18 protein-coding genes are annotated in these 17,276 nt (G+C 40.0%); 5 read left to right on the top strand and 13 right to left on the bottom strand.

From position 1 onward, the window contains the following. Positions 1-295: 295 nt before the first annotated feature. Entirely contained in the window at positions 296-496 is a 201-nt protein-coding gene (cspD, locus tag A8F95_RS05250; protein ID WP_049661945.1) for a cold-shock protein CspD, read from the bottom strand. Positions 497-790: 294 nt separating this feature from the next. On the opposite strand from cspD, the gene yhfH reads away from it, so the two are divergent. Next, on the top strand, positions 791-925 hold the full coding sequence (gene yhfH / locus A8F95_RS21575) for a protein YhfH (RefSeq protein ID WP_077247226.1): 135 nt from the start codon (positions 791-793) through the stop codon (positions 923-925). 99 nt (positions 926-1,024) lie between these two features. Here the strand turns inward: yhfH and A8F95_RS05255 are convergent, their stop codons facing one another. Then, the gene (locus A8F95_RS05255) at positions 1,025-2,545 is read right to left on the bottom strand and encodes an FAD-dependent oxidoreductase (protein ID WP_065409666.1); all 1,521 of its coding nucleotides are present in this window, start codon (positions 2,543-2,545) and stop codon (positions 1,025-1,027) included. Positions 2,546-2,730: 185 nt separating this feature from the next. On the opposite strand from A8F95_RS05255, the gene A8F95_RS05260 reads away from it, so the two are divergent. After that, entirely contained in the window at positions 2,731-3,348 is a 618-nt protein-coding gene (locus A8F95_RS05260; RefSeq protein WP_245671138.1) for a YitT family protein, read from the top strand. A 44-nt stretch (positions 3,349-3,392) separates the two neighbouring features. On the opposite strand, the gene A8F95_RS05265 is transcribed toward A8F95_RS05260, so the two are convergent. The 8 genes from A8F95_RS05265 to A8F95_RS05300 form a co-directional block, all read right to left on the bottom strand. Continuing rightward, the gene (locus A8F95_RS05265) at positions 3,393-4,361 is read right to left on the bottom strand and encodes a metal ABC transporter solute-binding protein, Zn/Mn family (protein WP_065409588.1); all 969 of its coding nucleotides are present in this window, start codon (positions 4,359-4,361) and stop codon (positions 3,393-3,395) included. 135 nt (positions 4,362-4,496) lie between these two features. Further along, the gene (map, locus tag A8F95_RS05270; RefSeq protein ID WP_065409589.1) at positions 4,497-5,240 is read right to left on the bottom strand and encodes a type I methionyl aminopeptidase; all 744 of its coding nucleotides are present in this window, start codon (positions 5,238-5,240) and stop codon (positions 4,497-4,499) included. Positions 5,241-5,312: 72 nt separating this feature from the next. Then, positions 5,313-6,494 carry a M20 family metallopeptidase gene (locus A8F95_RS05275; protein WP_281181741.1) on the bottom strand — a complete coding sequence of 394 codons (1,182 nt, stop codon included), beginning with the start codon at positions 6,492-6,494 and terminating at the stop codon, positions 5,313-5,315. A 10-nt stretch (positions 6,495-6,504) separates the two neighbouring features. Beyond that, a complete protein-coding gene (locus A8F95_RS05280; protein WP_049661942.1) occupies positions 6,505-6,864 on the bottom strand; it encodes a response regulator in 360 nt (119 codons plus the stop codon). A gap of 20 nt (positions 6,865-6,884) precedes the next feature. Then, positions 6,885-8,483: a sensor histidine kinase gene (locus tag A8F95_RS05285; protein ID WP_065409591.1), complete on the bottom strand. Its 1,599-nt coding sequence runs from the start codon at positions 8,481-8,483 to the stop codon at positions 6,885-6,887. 29 nt (positions 8,484-8,512) lie between these two features. Further along, positions 8,513-10,117 (bottom strand): diguanylate cyclase, encoded by a 1,605-nt coding sequence (locus tag A8F95_RS05290; protein WP_065409592.1) that lies wholly within the window; start codon positions 10,115-10,117, stop codon positions 8,513-8,515. A 405-nt stretch (positions 10,118-10,522) separates the two neighbouring features. Beyond that, positions 10,523-11,800: a coiled-coil domain-containing protein gene (locus A8F95_RS05295; RefSeq protein ID WP_065409593.1), complete on the bottom strand. Its 1,278-nt coding sequence runs from the start codon at positions 11,798-11,800 to the stop codon at positions 10,523-10,525. A gap of 76 nt (positions 11,801-11,876) precedes the next feature. Beyond that, the gene (locus A8F95_RS05300) at positions 11,877-12,350 is read right to left on the bottom strand and encodes an Hsp20/alpha crystallin family protein (RefSeq protein ID WP_065409594.1); all 474 of its coding nucleotides are present in this window, start codon (positions 12,348-12,350) and stop codon (positions 11,877-11,879) included. 138 nt (positions 12,351-12,488) lie between these two features. Here A8F95_RS05300 and A8F95_RS05305 point away from each other — a divergent pair, with 138 nt between their 5' ends. The 3 genes from A8F95_RS05305 to A8F95_RS05320 all read left to right on the top strand — a co-directional run bounded on the left by A8F95_RS05305 (position 12,489) and on the right by A8F95_RS05320 (position 13,581). Further along, complete coding sequence (locus A8F95_RS05305) at positions 12,489-12,776, top strand: hypothetical protein (RefSeq protein WP_245671140.1); 288 nt, start codon at positions 12,489-12,491, stop codon at positions 12,774-12,776. A gap of 19 nt (positions 12,777-12,795) precedes the next feature. Then, entirely contained in the window at positions 12,796-13,062 is a 267-nt protein-coding gene (locus tag A8F95_RS05310) for a hypothetical protein (RefSeq protein WP_049661936.1), read from the top strand. Positions 13,063-13,344: 282 nt separating this feature from the next. Next, positions 13,345-13,581 (top strand): hypothetical protein, encoded by a 237-nt coding sequence (locus A8F95_RS05320; RefSeq protein ID WP_065409596.1) that lies wholly within the window; start codon positions 13,345-13,347, stop codon positions 13,579-13,581. A gap of 129 nt (positions 13,582-13,710) precedes the next feature. On the opposite strand, the gene A8F95_RS05325 is transcribed toward A8F95_RS05320, so the two are convergent. From A8F95_RS05325 to A8F95_RS21580, 3 genes are all read right to left on the bottom strand, one after another. Beyond that, positions 13,711-14,826 (bottom strand): M20 metallopeptidase family protein, encoded by a 1,116-nt coding sequence (locus A8F95_RS05325; RefSeq protein ID WP_065409597.1) that lies wholly within the window; start codon positions 14,824-14,826, stop codon positions 13,711-13,713. Between the two features lie 103 nt (positions 14,827-14,929). Beyond that, the gene (locus A8F95_RS05330; protein WP_176713631.1) at positions 14,930-16,351 is read right to left on the bottom strand and encodes an amino acid permease; all 1,422 of its coding nucleotides are present in this window, start codon (positions 16,349-16,351) and stop codon (positions 14,930-14,932) included. A gap of 681 nt (positions 16,352-17,032) precedes the next feature. Further along, positions 17,033-17,167, bottom strand: coding sequence for a YjcZ family sporulation protein (locus A8F95_RS21580; RefSeq protein ID WP_077247227.1), 135 nt, complete (start codon positions 17,165-17,167; stop codon positions 17,033-17,035). Positions 17,168-17,276: the final 109 nt, after the last annotated feature.

Genomic DNA, 17,276 nt, shown 5'->3' on the forward strand with positions numbered 1-17,276 from the left:
GTATTTTGTTCAGTTTTCAAAGATCAATTTTGTTACTCTCAACAGCAACTCTATTATAATATCACTTCATCATTATAAAAGTCAACTGTTTTTAAAGTTTCTTTTTCAAAGCCGTCTTATCTGACGGTGAATTCAAATTGTAACACCAGAACAATAATAAAGTCAATACACTTTCAAATTTTTATTCCATTAATCATTCACAATAGAAATAACTCTTTATAATAGTTAGCTTTCTTTAAAGAAACAAATAAAAAAGGCAGTATGCTCGCACACTGCCTTTTGTTGTATGTTTTAATTATTGTTTTTCTACGTTAGCAGCTTGTGGTCCACGTGGTCCTTCAACAACTTCGAAAGAAACACTTTGGCCTTCTTCTAAAGTTTTGTAGCCGTCGCCTTGAATAGCTGAGAAATGTACGAATACATCGTCTTGTCCTTCAACTTCGATGAATCCGAAACCTTTTTCTGCATTAAACCATTTAACTTTACCTTGTAACATGTAAATATCCTCCTCGAGCTCACTTGCTCATTCATTTCTTGCTGTTTATTACTATTTCAAGACGAAAACAATTTTATTCAAACTTGCTCTCTTTTGAAACGAACTTAAACAACTAGTCATACTATATCATCTCTGCCGGTAAAAATCAAGAAAGTGTTCTATTTTATCTGTTAGGACAATCTAACTAATTTTCAGAATATTTATTTTTACTGTTTACAACAAAAGAGAAAGTGCATATACTGTATTATAACAGAAGGATATTAAAAAATCTGTTTTATAAAAGGAGGAATTAACATGATGATGAGTCCTTTAGAGTTTTTTAGAACTTTGCCGCCAAAAATGTGCCCAGAATGCGGGGAGCATATGCAAGAGCAAGCGGAATCTTATATGATGGAATGCGATCGTTGCCTGTCAAAAAAAGATGAATAGATTGAAAAAGAAGGCAAGAAAAAGCTGACTACAGTACGTCAACTACTTACTGAGTCAGCTTTTTATGTTATCAATATTAAACTTATTGTCATGATCCAATTATTCTTGCCATGTTTGATCGCCAAGTTCTCCAAGGTTTTTCAATGGTTTCTTTGCCGGTCCTTCCACTACTTCTCCTGAAATGGAATAACGCGAGCCATGACATGGACAATCCCAAGTCCGTTCCGCATCGTTCCATTCGCACTCGCAGCCCATATGAGTACAGGTTGTGTCTACAAGATGAATGGTCCCGTTTTCTTCTTTATACGCTCCAGTCCGCGTTCCTTCCCAGTTGATGACTACGCCTTGATTCACCGGAAGCTTTTCTCCATCTTTAAAGAAATAATCCAGCTTGCCTTTCACAAATGTTGCTGCCACATCACTTTGCTGCTTGACGAAATGTTTGACGCCAGGGTCAGCTTTAAAACGGTTAGGTGAGAACAAATCTTTATAACGGTTTTGTTTATTGACAATTAAATCTGACATAAGAGTTGCTGCCACTACGCTCGTTGTCATTCCCCATTTTTTAAAGCCGGTCGCTGAATAAATATTTTCATTTTCATCAGCCTTTCCGATGTAAGGAATCTTATCCATGGGAACGAGATCTTGAGTGGACCAAAAAAACAATAACTTTTCTATACCAAACTCTTTTTCTGCAAACTCTTTTAAGTTTTCATAATGGTTAACGGTTGGCTGTCCCTTCCCTGTCTTATGGCCATCTCCGCTGATCAAAAGCACTTCTTCGCCATTGTAGACTGTGCTTCTTACAGAGCGAGTTGGCTGCTCGGCTGTAATATACATACCTCCTGGGAATTCTTTCTTTGGCTTAATAGCAATAATATAAGAACGTGTCGGATACAATTTGGCAAAGTAAAAACCGTTATCATAAAAAGGAAAATGAGTAGCAATCACGATACTGCTTCCTACGGCTTTCACGCCCGATTTTAATACAACAGCTGGCTTTTCTCCCTTCTCTATATCTTCAGCCGGCGAATGCTCATAGATCGCTCCACCATTCATTACAATGAATTCAACAAGTGGCTTTAAAAATTTTAATGGATGAAATCGAGCCTGGCCATTCATTTGAAGTGCTTGTTTGAAAGGAGTTTTCCAAGGCATCGAATCAACGAGCGACCCGTCTATTCCTAGTTTTTGATAGCTCTCTGCTTCTTTCTGAAGACTTTGTTCTTTTGCATCATCATTTGTATAGACATAGGCTGTTTCTTCCTTCCAGTCACACTCAATCCCTTCCTGCTCTATTGTTTTTTTGATCCAATGGGCTGCTTCAGCATTTGCCTCGTAGTACAGCCTTGCCCCATCTTCTCCTACTGATTGAATTAACTGATCGTAAATTAAATTATGTTGGGCTGTTACTTTTGCCGTAGTGTGGCCAGTCGTTCCGTTTAACAGTTCGTCTGCTTCTAAAATGATAACTTTCTTTCCTTCTTTTGTGAGCATATACGCCGTAACTACACCTGTAATGCCGCCTCCCACGATAACGACGTCTGCAAATACTTGCTCCTTTAGCGGAGAAAAAGAGGGCAATTTCGTATCTGCTCTCCATAACGGCTCATGATTCATTTCATTCAATTCTATTCCTCCTTCAATATGATACTTTTTTATATCTTTCCTTTATTGAGGAAATGTATGCCAAAAAAAGAGAAGGTTTTTACTCACCTCCTCATAGATCCTTTTAAATGCGGCTTACTTCCAGTTGATAAATATGTTAAGGTAAATATAGACAAAGATAGAGAAGAGGATCGGTTGTGAGCATAGCATTACGAATCGCTGCTCTAGCGTTTGGAGCTTTTGTGCAAGGGGTCGCCATGACGTTTTTTTTATTCCCGCATCAAATTTCCTCTGGCGGAGCAGCAGGAATTAGCATTATTTTAAATTTTTTATTTCAAACGCCTTACTCAGCGACATTATGGATGTTAAATGCTATTATGATTGTAATAGCTTTTAGGCAGTTAGGAAAAAGCAATGCCGCCGGGACAATGTTTTGTGTAACCGTGACGGCTGTTACGATTCATGTTTTTTCCCCATTTATAACGGAGCCCCTTAGCTATCCAGCTGTTGACTTAGCCATAGGAGCCATTATATTCGGAATCGGCCTCGGCATTCTATTTCGGCTTGGCGCTTCATCTGGTGGAATGGATATTCTTGCTTTAATTATTTCTAAGTGGAGAGGATGCAAACCGGGAAGAACGCTTTTCTATATTAATTCGACAATTCTTCTTCTAGCCGGCTTCATCGTAGATGTGAAAACCATTTTTTACGCATTAGCCTGTCAATGGATAAGCGGAAAAATTATTGACCTTCTTCACTCCATCTCAATAGAAAAATACCCGATTTTGCGTATCCTTACTTTTCCTAGTAAATAAAAAGGCGGTTTTACAGTTGAAGCTGTAAAACCGCCTTTTTATTTTCATTTTTTAACTGCTTTCTTCAACGTTTGAATGTTTCGCTCCATGAGGGTAAAATAATTTTCTCCTTTTGCCTCATCTTTCTCAGTAAGTACCGACAGATTATGGATATGAAGAGTTTTCGCTTTTAACTCTTTCTGTACTACCTTCGCCACTTTTGGCGTAACATTTTGTTCGAAAATAACATATTCAATTTGATGTTTCTTTGCTATGTCAATCATATTTTTTAATTGCTTCTGTGAAGGTTCGTTTGTAGGTGACAAGCCAGCAACACTAATTTGCTTAAGTCCGTATTCTTTTTCCCAATAGCCAAAAGCAGCATGTGATACAAGGAACTCTTTATCAGCTGCTTGGTTAGCCATTTTACGGAAGTCCCCGTCTAATTTCATTAATTTTCCCTTCAACTCTTCATAATTTCTTTCAAATTCTTCCTGATGATCGGGGTCAAGCTTTGATAATTCCTCCTTGACCACTTTTGCCATATCCATAGCTAGCACAGGATCAATCCATATATGTGGATCTGTCCCCCCATGCGAGTGCCCTTCATGCTCTTCATCGTGAGAGTCATGTCCAGCCTCTTCTCCCGTTTCTTTATATCGATGCAAGTCAACATGTTTTCCTACTTCGATAACCTGTGTATGTTCATCCTTCAAGGATTTTTTTATCTTTTCACCGAACGGTTCAAGCCCTAATCCATTGTACATAAATAAATCACCGTCAGCGATATCAACAATTGTCTTAGCTGTCGGTTCATATGTATGTTCATCCACTCCGGCAGGCAGAACACTTTTCACATCTACATATTCTTTACCGATTTCTTCTGTAAAAAAGGTTAACGGATAGATCGTTGTATATACTTTTAATCCATCTTTTTCTGTTTGATGATCTTGTTTATTTGCTTTTTCCTGTCCACAAGCGGAAAGAAGAAAAATAGCTGTCAAGGCAAATAAAACATTTAAAAAGCGGGGCAAAATAATTCCTCCTCAAAAACGCAAAATATATATCCAAAAGCATTATATCGTAATCATTTCGCTTTGTAAATAGTAATCATTTCGATTTGTTTCGATCGAAAAGAGCCAAATGCTCTTCGCACTTGGCTCTCTACATTATTTTGTTAAGATAATGGGCTCGTCTTTCGTAATCACAATGGTATGTTCGATTTGAGCAACGAGGCTGCCGTCTGGCGTTTTAAACGTCCAGCCATCGCCGCCTTCTACGATCATGTCTGCTTTTGCAGAGATAAAAGGCTCAAATGCAATCACCGTTCCTTCTTTTAATAAATCGTTATCCCACGGATCAAAATAATTTAAGATGTGGTCAGGTGCTTCATGAAGCGCGCGTCCAATGCCGTGACCAGTTAAATTTTTAATAACTGTAAAACCATTGTGCTTTGCTTCGTTCATGACTGCTTTTCCGATTTGGTTTTGTTTTGCTCCAGCTTTTGCTTTCATCAATCCACGCTCAAACGCTTTTTCCGCCGTTTCGCATAGCTTGAAAAGCATAGGATCGCCTTCTCCTACAACAAATGAAATACCTGTATCCGCAAAGTAGCCATCATATGAACCCGAGACATCGATATTGACTAAGTCCCCTTCTTTAATAACACGGCTGCCTGGAATACCATGGGCCACTTCGTCATTTACACTAATACATGTATACCCTGGAAAATCATATTCACTTTTCGGTCCGGATACCGCACCTTTCTCCTCGAAAAGTTTGCCGCCCAGTTCGTCTAACTCTTTTGTTGTAATGCCTGGCTTTGTTGCACGACGCATTTCATCGCGAATTTCTGCAACAATTTTTCCGATCTTTTTGAATGACTCCAGTTCTTCTTCCGTTTTGATAATCATCGAACTCTTCCTTTTTCTTTAAAATTTTTCCCGTAACTACTATACAGAAAATGCGTCTACTTGAAAAGACGTTCAACTTTCGTCGTTTAAAAACCTCCATGCAGCAGAAGCAAGAATTTTCCCAGCATGAAGCATCGCTCGCTCATCAATATCAAACATCGGGTGATGGTGAGGATACACCGCATTCTTCTCGGGATTGCCAGCACCTGTTAGAAAGAACGTGCCAGGAACGTGCTGTAAATAATAAGAAAAGTCTTCTCCCACCATTAACGGCTCTGTTAGATAGCATTGATCAGTACCGAGAATGTCTTCGGCACACGAACGAACAAAGGCCGTTTCAGCAGCATGATTTACAACAGGCGGGTACCCCTTTATATATTGATATTGATAAGAAGCCCCTGCTGCTTCACATAACGAGTGCAAAATGGACTCCATTTTCCGCTCGATCATTTCCTGAACCTCCGTGCGTAAAGTCCTAACGGTCCCCTTAATCTCCACTTTCTCTGGAATAATGTTAAAAGCATCTCCGCCATGAAAGGCACCAACAGAAATAACAGCTGAATCTAACGGACTGACATTGCGGCTAATAATCTGTTGAATAAGCTGCACCCAGTTCATGCCGAGGACAATGGGGTCAACTGTTTCATGCGGCAACCCGCCATGCCCGCCTCGGCCAATGATCTCCACTTCGAAGTGATCAGCAGCTGCCATAATCGCGCGTGGCTGGAAAGCAGCCCGGCCGACTGGAATAGTAGACCATAAATGCGTCCCAAACATCACATCTACCCCATCTAAACAGCCATCTTTAATCATTTCTTTTGCTCCACCTGGCACAAGCTCTTCTGCAAATTGATGGATGAGCACGATATTTCCTCGCAGTAAATCCCGCTTTTCCTGCAATACTTTAGCGACCGACAGCAAAGTGGCCGTATGAGCGTCATGTCCACATGCATGCATTTTTCCGGGAACCGTTGAACGATATGGAACTTCTTTTAAATCCTGAATGGGCAGCGCATCGAAATCCGCGCGTAAGGCAACTGTTTTTCCCGGCTGACCACCGCGAATGGTGCCTACTATTCCACGGCCGCCAACCCCCTCTCTTACTTCTATTCCCCATTCTGTTAAGTGGCGGGCAATAAGCTGCGGCGTCTTCTCTTCTTCAAACGATAACTCTGGATGTTGATGCAAGTATCTTCTTATGCTGACTGTCTCTTCAAAATTTTCTTCTAACTGCTTGTAAATTTCCTCTAACACAGTCTCCCCCCTATTTCTGCTCTCCATCTAATTCTTCAATCAGTTCAATTAGCTTAAATGGACTAAATGGTTTTGGAAAAACAAAATCCGCTCCCGCTTCCTTTGCTTCTTCTACATCTTTTTCCTGTGTTTTGGCTGTGAGCATGACAATTTTAACCTTGCTCGTCTCTCTTACTTGGCGAATCACTTCTATTCCTGTCATTCTTGGCATCATATAATCCACGAGCAAGAGGTCAAACTTCCCTTCCTGAAACTGCTCAATAGCATCTTTCCCATCTACAGCTTCTGTAAGAACATGCCCCTCTTCTTCTAGTGTATCAACAATTAACATTCGCAGTACTTCTTCATCATCGGCGATCAGTATATTCATCTAATTTCTCCCCGTCCATTTCAATTCGCTTCTGTCTTGTGATCTGCCTGTTGCCCCTCCGCAGGAAGTGGAAGGACAATAGAAAAAACGCTCCCTTTTCCGTACTCTGAAGAAATCATAATTTCTCCTCCGTGAGCCTCTATAATTTCTTTACAAATAGCAAGCCCCAGACCCGTGCCGCCAATCTTGCGACGGTCAGAGTTATCGATACGATGGAACTTCTTGAACAAATGTGGTATTTCAGCAGCCGGTATGCCAAGCCCCTCATCTTTGACGTTTATTATCATGTTATGGGCGTCATTCTCCAAGTGAACGGCGATCATACCACCCTTAGGAGAAAACTTAACGGCATTGCTGATTAAATTTGTAAATACCTGAATAAGTCTTTCCTCATCACCATTCAGCCACTTTTGCGAGCGCTCATCGACTAGCTGAAAGTGATGGTGATGAGCCGTATGGCTAACGGCTTCTATCACCCGCTCGATTAAAAGCTTGGGATCTACCCGCTCAAACGAGCAGATGAAAGCACCTGATTCCATTCGCTGTAAATCTAAAAAATCATTCACTAAATTCGTAAGGCGGAGCGCTTCCTGGTGAATAGTAGTTAAGTATTTTTTTTGTTTTTCTTCCCCTAATGAACGCTTCATCATTAACTCGGTAAAACCGAGAATACTAGCAAGAGGAGTACGCAGCTCATGACTGACCGTGCTCACAAGCTCAGATTTCAGCCGGTCCAATTCTAATAGCCGGTTTTTCATCTTTTCTGTTTCTGCCAGCATTCTTTCCAGCTCCTCCTGCTGCATAACGAGCTCCTCATTATGGGCTGTTAGGTCATGCTCTCTCTCCTGTATAGTCCTAGCCATGTGGACAAAGGCGGTGGACAGCACACCAAGCTCATCTCTCCTCTTTAACTGCCGAATCTGTACTTCATGACCGGCAGCCAGCTTCTCAGCGGCAGTTGTTAATTCTTGAAGCGGGTGTCCTATTCTTCTGAAGAGCACCCAAACTGCTCCGCTCGTTACGACTAATACAAAAACAACGTAAATGGCTGTAAAAATATTAAGTTTCTTTGTTTGTTCTAAAAACTGCTGGTACTGTAAATCGATTGATTCATTTAAACCTGCTCTCTCCGCTTCAATTTCTTTAATAAGGAAGTTAACGCTATCCGTTACCCCTGAAGCCCACAATTGATGGATACTCTCATGATCGCCGTCTTTTACAAAGACGGTAGCCTTAGGAACAACATGATTCATATATAGGCGGCGAAAATCTGCCAACTCAGTAAATAATTTTTTCTCTCTAGAAGAAGAAGCAAGCGGTTCAAACTCACGAATAGCTCGTTGCAGATCCCTTGAACTGTCATAAGCTTGCTGCAGCTCTTTCTCATTTTCAAAAGCAATATAGCCTCTCATAGAGAATACAGTGTTTTTAAAGCTGCTCTCAACAAAACGGACTGTTTGCACTTTCTCATTCATTGCTTTTCTTTTTTCTTTGTAACCTTCCGTTAACTGCTCCCCAATCAAATAAGCAGCAGCCGCTCCCATCATTAAAAGAAAAAGCATAGCAAGCATAATGAATAAAAATTGCTTTCGAATACTTTTACGAAATCCTGTAATCATACGCTCCCCCGTTCACCAGTCAAAATAGATTAATGGTCTATCCTCATAGCCAGCCGGCGCACTCGAGCTTCTAATTCCTTAATGCTAAAAGGTTTCGTTAAATAGTCGTCTGCCCCTAACTCAAGTCCCTTTACAACATCTTTCTCGCTTTTTCTTCCTGTCAGCATAATGATAACAAAATCCTCTTCGCGAAATTCATTTCGCAATCGCTGTAACACTTCTATTCCATCCATGCGTGGCATAACACCATCGAGTAAAATAATATACTTGCCGCCCTGCTTGTACCAATCATCCTTGAAAAAAGCTTCTCCTTCTCTAAATGAACGGACCTCTGTCCGGTAGTTTCCAAACGACATCCGGCGCAGCTGGTCTTCTAAAATTTGGCGCATTACCGCGTCATCATCAATAATGCCGATACGCAGCCATTTTTCTTTGTCCGCAGAAGGATTCATGTCCTGATAATAAGTAACTTTACCGCGGCCATTGATCTTAGAGGAATAAAGAGCCAGATCTGCTTTTTTCAAAAGCTCTCCTGGGCGTTCTTCAGAATAATTTGCTTCCACTACCCCTGCAGAAAAGCTGCAAGAAACAGTTTGATCTTCAAATACAAATTCTTGCTGTTTAAATTCATTGATAATCGATTGAATAATGTTCCTTGCCTTTTCTCCTGAGCATTCCGGCATTAGTAAGACAAATTCCTCTCCGCCAAAGCGAATAAAAAAATCATCTTGATGAATGCGGTTTCTAACGATGAAGCTAAATTCTTTTAGTACCTCATCACCTGCAGTATGGCCATACGTATCGTTGATCTTTTTAAAGTGATCCAAATCCAATATGGCCAAAGAGAAAGATACATTAGATTCCTTTAATAATTGCAGCTGCCGCTTCACTTCAACATTAAAGAACTTACGATTAAAAGCCCCTGTCAGTTCATCTATTAATACAACTTCCCTCATTAAATCTCGATAATTCATTTTGTTTTTAATCCTAATAAGAATTTCATCTAGATCTGTCGGCATTTCAATATAATCGAGTACTCCCGCTTCATACGCTTTCAGGCGCTTCTCTTTCTCCTTCGCTCTGCTTATAGCGATTACTGGCGTAAGGCGATTCCCAGCCGTCTCTTTAATTCTTTCGAGCAGTTCCATTCCGCTGTTTTTTGGAAGGTCAAGATCGATGACCACAAGATCAGGATGCTTCGATAAAAAGATGGATAGCCCTTTTTCTGCAGTCATCGCAGCCAGCACGCCCCAGCCTTTTTTTTCCATTTCTTTTCTTAAAACTGTCAATTTCTCAATATCACTTTCTATCAAAAGGACGATTTCACTGCCGGGCTTTTTTTCGCTTTCTGTTTCAATAAGCTCCTCTTGTTCTATCACATTGTGATTTCCTATTAATTCCGCTATAAAAGATTGCCATTCATCGGCACTCCATTGCTTTTCTCTATCTTCATCTAGCTGCTTTAGTCTAACAGCTGCTATATCCGCTAATTCCTCAAGACCAATAGAACCAGCTGTCCCTTTTAACGAATGAAGAAATCGGTACAGTTCTTTTTCCGTAACAAACGGCTGGCTTTTCCAGAGCTGAAAAGTTGTATCCATTTTTTTGAGGAAGATTTGCTGATACTTTTTCAAGTGTATCCCGCCCTTTATGTATGCTTTGCAAAAATGCACCTTATCTAGTTATGCATGATAAACATTTTCATTTCGGCTTTTTTAACGCACCTGACATTAGGGAAAGGATCTTAAAAAGCCTTATCTAAATATTGTACATATGTTTCTTCATTGCCACAATTAATTAAGCCAGTATCTGCCATAAAATAAAGCTTTTTATCTACTCAAGTGAAATGACTCTGTCTCACAGTTATTGTATATTGCCTGTGAGACAGCCACTTATTTCTCTTTCTAAGTTTAACAGAAAAAATAAGACGTATTGGACAGATATAACGCTTCTTCGATTTTACAGCTTCCTCTTTTCAACTAATGGACTCTTTCGATGCATGGACCATGTTCTCCTCTCTTCAATACGTCATTTCAACTCTAAACAGGATCTTCCCCAAGCGAAGGGTCATCCTCAATCACAATATCCGTATAAGGGGCCTCTTCCTCAAACACTTTAGAATTCCACTCGGAGGAAAGTCCATCATTTGGCGGAGCTGACTGTTCTTCTGTGCTCGTTTGCGGTTTTTCCATTTCTTCCTTTGCGACTTTCATTTTTTCCATATCCTCTTTTACTTGTTCCGTTATCTCTTTTGGCACAGCCTCTTTTCCATAAGTCGCACCTATATTCAAAGCACCACTCAAGCTCTTGATTCCAAGCTGTTCAAAGTTGTTGTTTTGTTCGTACTTGTCTAAATAAAGCTTGTCTATATACAGAGTTTTAAAAACAGATTCTTGTTGTATAGGTGAATTTTCTGCTTCTTCCTTCGTTGCCCCACTCCATTTTTCTATTAGCTCGTCCACTCGTTTGAGCAGCCCAGCCTGTACTTCATTCACCAATAAATAATTTTTTTCCAGAGCAAGAATTCTCATTTGAAGAGGTAAGGAAATGGAATCCATCTCTTCTGCTTCTCTTCTCTGCTCACTTCTGCTATCAGGCGATGAATCGCTTACTATTAGCTCTTCTTTATCTGATTGATCTCTTTCCTCGTTTCTTAAGTGGTCGTTAGATAAATGCTGTTCCTGCTCCATTAATTTGGAGATTTGACTTTCTAATGAGCTTATTTTCTTTTGAAGCATGTCTTCTTTCGCTGTATGGGCAGCTAATTTCTTCTCAAACTTCTCCTCTACATCAAGCCATCTTTCCTCCACAGATGCAGCCTTGTCATAACGGTTATGAATAAATAGGATGACTTCCCGGACGGTTTGTTCGAATTGATTAAGCCGCTCATTCAACTCCTCAAGTTTTCGATCATACGATTCACATTTCTGAATCGTTTCCTGCATTCTTTCTTCCTTATTAATATGAGCAGTCAACCGCTCCTCTACTAAGCTAAGCAGCCTCTCCTCCCTCACTCTCCCTTCTTCCACGGAGGCAGTTTGATTATGATTTATAAATTGTGTAATTTGCCGAATGGTTTGTTCAGACTTACTAGTTCTCTCATTCAGCTCTATCAGTTTTTGATCATGTTCATTCGCTCTCCGCACTGTTTTTTCTCTACTCATCTCAAACATGGAGCTTCGAGCTTGATTTTCAAACTTTAATAACTGTTTTACATGAACTTCAAGCGCATTTATTCGTAAAATTTGTTTTTCAAGCTCACTCTTATCGTCTTTCTTGTTCTGACCTTTTTGATTAAAAATTCTTTTCATAGCCATAGCAGATCCCCACACTTATTTATTTATTCTGTAGAAAAGAGACTAATGAAAAGCCGGGAACGCTGAACAGGCTGTATTACTCAATGGGGACTTGTTCCTCGCTTCTAAATTGTCGATTATACGAGATAAAGAGAAGGCCATTATGAAACCTTGCGCGAATCTGATTTGGATAGGCAGGCTCTGGAAGCTGAATGATGCGTTGAAAATCTCCTTGATATATCTCTTGCTGTACCAGTTCTCCTTTATTCATCTGACTATCGCTTCCTCTAATTAATAGCTTTATGCCTGATACAGACACTTGGATGTTTTCTTTCGGATAACCGGCCAAATTTGATACTAATAAAATCTCTTCATCTGTCATGTAAATATCTGTTGGCGGAAACTTTTTCCCTTGCTCCGTTTTAAGAGGCGATTCACCGTCTTGCGCAACCCCTGAATGGTTTTTCATAAATTCATTAAAGGAGGAATTCTCAAATATTTCATCCCAAAAATTAGTAGTTTGATACTTTTTCGCTATATCCATCCATTGCAATATTTTATCCATGTCCATGAGGGGTCCCCCTTGTGACGTATCATAATCATTTATATGGAGTTTTCTGTATATCTTGTCTTTAGTTCATCATAACGAACAACCCTATTACCATGTATATGCCATGGAAGCAGGCAGATAACATAATCTTCGTTTGAAGTGCATACCTTTAAATACTTAGAGAACGAAAAGAAAGGAGAAGAAGCTATGTTCTTTTTACCGGCCAAGGTAAATATCAATCATGTTAAAGTGAATAATAGCGATCATCTAAGTGCTGTATCTTTTAGTTCTACCGTTAAGAGAAATAGAAATGTCTGTGCTAAGAAAAACCAAGGGTTCGGACAACAGATGGCAGATGGAACCCTAAGAATGTTTTCAAAAACATGGACAATAGATCATGATACGGTAGATTCATGCAGGGAAAAATCAAATCATCAGTCCATTTAAAATGCTAAGGAGGTTTAGCATGACTGGCCCGGTTCCTTATATCAATATCAATATAAATATTATTAAAGTGAATTCATTTGAGAACGCCTCAGCTATCAATGTTGGCCAAAATTTATTGGCGGAATGGCATAATTCAGACAAGAAAAACATGGGCTTAGGACAAAACATGGGAGACGGCAGTAATTTTCTTGGTACGAGAAGCGGCGTTGATGATCGGGATCAAGTGGATTCCAATGCTTCTTTTGAAACCGCTAATTTGCCTAACCCGTTAGGAGTGATACCATAAAATGTTTGCGCCTGTTGTCATCAATGTATTAGGAATAAAAGTTAACGCCATTGATCACGGAACAGTTCTCAATCTTGGCTCAAGTCAACATATAGACCTGTTTGTTTCGTACAAGCGGAACCAAGGGATTGGGGAGCAGAACGGGGACCTGTCTCCTACAGTGCTATCTCAATCTGCCGTGTGGGATATGGATGCTATTGACAGCCCGTCAGCCAAATCAAGCTTCTTCTAGTGGCACCTTTTGTAAAGACTGATCTTATTTCAACAGAAGGAGGTGTTTATATGGCTTTTATCACTCCGATGGTTATTAATGTTCTTGGATTTAAAATTAATACGATGGATAATGGAGCCGTGGCCAATATGGGCTCTGTTCAATTTATCGACCAATTTGTGAGCTATAAGCGAAACCAAGCTTTCGGGGAACAAAATGGCGATCTGTCTCCGGTTGGCATTCCAACAGCTGCTGTATTTGATCCCGATGGCAATGACAGTTCATCCGTCAAAAATAGCGTCGTTTAAAGTCATCTTTCCGAAGAAAATATTTACCACGTCCTTTGTCCATGTGAAAAAGAGCCCTTTAAGGGGCTCTTTTTCATCACCATTTATATAGAAACATAAAGATATCTCCTATAATTTTTTGAGTGTTTTTTATAAATCAACGAGACCTTTAAATACGTCTACTGCCGTTTCGATAATGTCGTCTCGAAAGTCATACTCATATGTATGCACTTGCGGATAATTTTCGCCGTTTCCGATGTAGCACATTGCCCCTTTTGTCAGCTTCAAATAATGGCCAAAGTCTTCAGAAGGACGCAAGGCTTTCTTCATTTCGATAACTTGCAGTCCTTTTGTCTTACCGGCCTGACGGATTTTATCTGAGCTTTCTTTGTGATTCGTTGTCTCTGGAAAAGCATCATTATAAGAGAAGCTTACTTTTAAACCGTACTTTCCTGCTTGGGCTTGGGCAAGCTCTTCAAGATTCTTCTGAAGTTCATTCATTTCCTCTTCATATAGAGCACGGATCGTCAACAATAAGTCCCCTTTGCTTGCCGATATTCCAAAAGCTCTTTCACCGATATCTACCTGAACGACTGTGCACAGCACGATACCCTTATTATTCTCCGGAGAAATAAACTCCGGGATAGCGTCAATGACTTTTGCAATCGCAAAAGCCGGGTTAACCCCGTCTTCCGGTTGACTCGCATGAGCCGGGGAACCCTCCATATGGATCGTCATCCCCTTGGAAGCACACTGAACGGTACCATCCATAATATTGACGGATTTAAGAGGCATGCCACTCATATTGTGATAAGCAAAGATCTCTTCAATGCTATTTTCTTTAATGAAAGAGGCACACTGGGCAGCGCCATCTCCCGTCTCTTCTGCGTGCTGAAAAAGAAAAAAGACATTTTTATCAGCTCCCTTTTGGTCGATTTCCAAAGCAAATCCGGCAAGTGTAGCAGAGTGGCCATCATGTCCACATTTGTGAGAAACGCCTGGAAACTGAGAAGCATGCGGGATATCGATTCTCTCCTCCATAGGAAGAGCATCAAAATCCGCACGAAATGCAATATTCTTTTTGCCTTCTCCTGCGCGATAAATGGCATAGAACCACAAACCATTATCGACAATTTCTAAGTTCGTATGCTCTTTCAGAAAATTGATTAAATGCTGCTTTGTCCAGACCTCTTGATTCGAAAGTTCAGGGTGCTGGTGCAATTCGTGACGCAGTTGTTTTACTAATCCCAGATTTCTCTTTTCCATGGTTATTCTGACTCCTTCTCATTTTCTCTTCCATACAAACCCCTGGCTCTCCAAGTCGATCACCAGGGATTTAGCAGAGGTCCTTTTAAACATTCATGATTCTTTATTTTATTTCTGTTTCATCAATGTGCGCTTCTAAATACGGCTTGTAATCTGGTTCCTGCAGTTTTCCTTTCTTACTCAAATAAGTGCCAATGATAAAGTATAGCACTAACATAGGCGCTCCGATATAAAATGAAAATCTAGTGTCGGCGCTGTAAGCTGTATAAATAGCAATAGCAATTAAAGCAGCCAAACAAATAATAGTTGGAATTGGATAAGTGCCCATTTTAAATTTCAACTTATCTACAGATCCGCCGTTCGCCACTAGCCATTTTCTAAATCTATAGTGTGCAAGGAAGCTTCCGAACCAGCCAAGCAATGTATTGAAACCTGCAATCGAAATCAGCCAAACAAACACTTTATCCGGTGAAACAAAGCTGGTGATCAAAGAGACTTGGCCGAGGAACAAAGTAAGAATAACCGCATTTACCGGAATACCACGCTTATTTACTTTGGACAATGCTTTTGGTGCTTTTCCCTCTTTTGACAATGCAACTAGCGTTCTGCTCAGTGCATATACGATTGAATTTGCCGCCGAAGCCAAAGAGGTTAGAATGACAATATTCATAATAGTAGCTGCCCCTGGAATACCAGCCATTTCAAACAGACCTGCGTAGCCGTTACTTAAAACGCTGACATTCTCATAAGGAACGACCAATCCCATTACAGTCACAGAACCCACATAAAAAATTAATATCCGGAAGAAAATAGTGTTAATAGCCCGAGGCACATTATGCTGTGGTTTTTCCGCTTCCCCCGCTGCAACGACAACTGTTTCAACACCAAGATAAGACCAAATGACCCCGGTCATCATTAATATAACAGCCGCAAATCCATGTGGGAACATCGAATCGCTACTCCAGTTTGACAACCCGATAAATCCTTGATTTCCAATCAATCCAAAAACCATAAGGACACCGACAATTAAGAAAATAATAATAGCGACAACCTTGATACCAGCAAACCAGAATTCAGCTTCTCCGTATGATTTTACGTCGATCATATTCAACATTAGAATTAATAAGGAAAGCCCAATACAGAATGCAACGGGAGGAATGCCAGGAAAGAATTGGTTTAAAATCATTCCGCCCCCAACGATCTCAGCCCCAAGTCCGAGGAATCCGTTAATACACAAGTTCCAACCTACCATAAAGCCCAGAACTGGATGAACAAACAACCCCGAATAAGTCGTATAACCACCGGGAATTGGCATAAAAGTTGACATTTCGCCAAGACCCTTCATTAAAACATATACTAAAATTCCAATAGCTAAATATGCTATTGGGCCGCCGAGAGCACCAGCCTTCGACACTACATTTCCAGAAGCAAGGAACAATCCTGTTCCAATCGTTCCACCGATGGAAATCATTGTGAGATGCCGGCTTTTCAGCCCGCGTTGTAAGTTATAGGTTTTATTTTCCATAGTGTTCATCCCTTTTCTTTAAATTTTTTTCATCACAACTTTCTTTTTGTGTTTAATACAAAAGGCCATTCGGCATGGCGAACATAGAAGGAATGACTTTTCCACCTAGTAACTAATCGGCTTAAATAACTCACGCAATGAACAAACGTATCACTATACTCAATGCTTCAACAGAACGGTTCATCGCAGATCGTTTAATTCAAGGATAAACAGCATATAGAGCCTATTGCATCAACAACTTTCTACCCAGAGTTCATCTAAAAATCTCCCTGTTGCGAAAACGATTTCATTTCTCAAAACTTCCATTCTCCCTTCTCGCATAGATTTCTATCTTTTCTGCTTTGCAATTATTGTGCCAATTGCGAATGTTTAATAAATAATTAAAAATACAGCAATAAACATACTAAACAACAAAATAGGGTGAAAATTATTTCACTAGTGTAAAATAATTTTCACCCCTCTGCTGTGTATTAAGTTAAATGAGTTCGTTTTACTAACTTAAACGGCTTGCGCAGCTTTGTAGTAAAATTTTATTAGGAATACCGATATCATTAAAATAAAACAAATAGCTTTGCGTTGGATGGTACAAAATAAATCGAAAACTGGATTAAACCGATATAAAAAAATAAGGAAACAGACTAGGCGTCTGTTCCCTTGCTTTCGTAAGCTATCTTGCACTTATCAATAGAAGCCTGCACCGTATCCAGCACCATATCCTCCACAGCCAAGATAAGAAGCTCCTATGATGATTAATAGGATAAACAGCACAACAAGCAAGGCAAAGCCTGCTCCATATCCACATCCTCTTGCACTCATTGAACGCACCACCTTTTTCATAAGCTACTATAGCTTATGACAGCACCATCAAATGGGAACAAATATTATACGTTATTCCGTTTCTTGAGCAAATTTAAGGATGGGTACT

Origin of the sequence: Pseudobacillus wudalianchiensis (genome assembly GCF_001685015.1) — a bacterium.
Classification (GTDB): domain Bacteria; phylum Bacillota; class Bacilli; order Bacillales; family Domibacillaceae; genus Pseudobacillus; species Pseudobacillus wudalianchiensis.

Excerpts from the sequence above, each read along its gene's own strand:
- cspD (WP_049661945.1), bottom strand. The coding sequence starts at position 496 with ATGTTACAAGGTAAAGTTAAATGGTTTAATGCAGAAAAAGGTTTCGGA.
- yhfH (WP_077247226.1), top strand. The coding sequence starts at position 791 with ATGATGATGAGTCCTTTAGAGTTTTTTAGAACTTTGCCGCCAAAAATG.
- A8F95_RS05255 (WP_065409666.1), bottom strand. The coding sequence starts at position 2,545 with ATGAATCATGAGCCGTTATGGAGAGCAGATACGAAATTGCCCTCTTTT.
- map (WP_065409589.1), bottom strand. The coding sequence starts at position 5,240 with ATGATTATCAAAACGGAAGAAGAACTGGAGTCATTCAAAAAGATCGGA.
- A8F95_RS05280 (WP_049661942.1), bottom strand. The coding sequence starts at position 6,864 with ATGAATATACTGATCGCCGATGATGAAGAAGTACTGCGAATGTTAATT.
- A8F95_RS05285 (WP_065409591.1), bottom strand. The coding sequence starts at position 8,483 with ATGATTACAGGATTTCGTAAAAGTATTCGAAAGCAATTTTTATTCATT.
- A8F95_RS05295 (WP_065409593.1), bottom strand. The coding sequence starts at position 11,800 with ATGGCTATGAAAAGAATTTTTAATCAAAAAGGTCAGAACAAGAAAGAC.
- A8F95_RS05300 (WP_065409594.1), bottom strand. The coding sequence starts at position 12,350 with ATGGACATGGATAAAATATTGCAATGGATGGATATAGCGAAAAAGTAT.
- A8F95_RS05310 (WP_049661936.1), top strand. The coding sequence starts at position 12,796 with ATGACTGGCCCGGTTCCTTATATCAATATCAATATAAATATTATTAAA.
- A8F95_RS05320 (WP_065409596.1), top strand. The coding sequence starts at position 13,345 with ATGGCTTTTATCACTCCGATGGTTATTAATGTTCTTGGATTTAAAATT.
- A8F95_RS05325 (WP_065409597.1), bottom strand. The coding sequence starts at position 14,826 with ATGGAAAAGAGAAATCTGGGATTAGTAAAACAACTGCGTCACGAATTG.
- A8F95_RS05330 (WP_176713631.1), bottom strand. The coding sequence starts at position 16,351 with ATGGAAAATAAAACCTATAACTTACAACGCGGGCTGAAAAGCCGGCAT.
- A8F95_RS21580 (WP_077247227.1), bottom strand. The coding sequence starts at position 17,167 with ATGAGTGCAAGAGGATGTGGATATGGAGCAGGCTTTGCCTTGCTTGTT.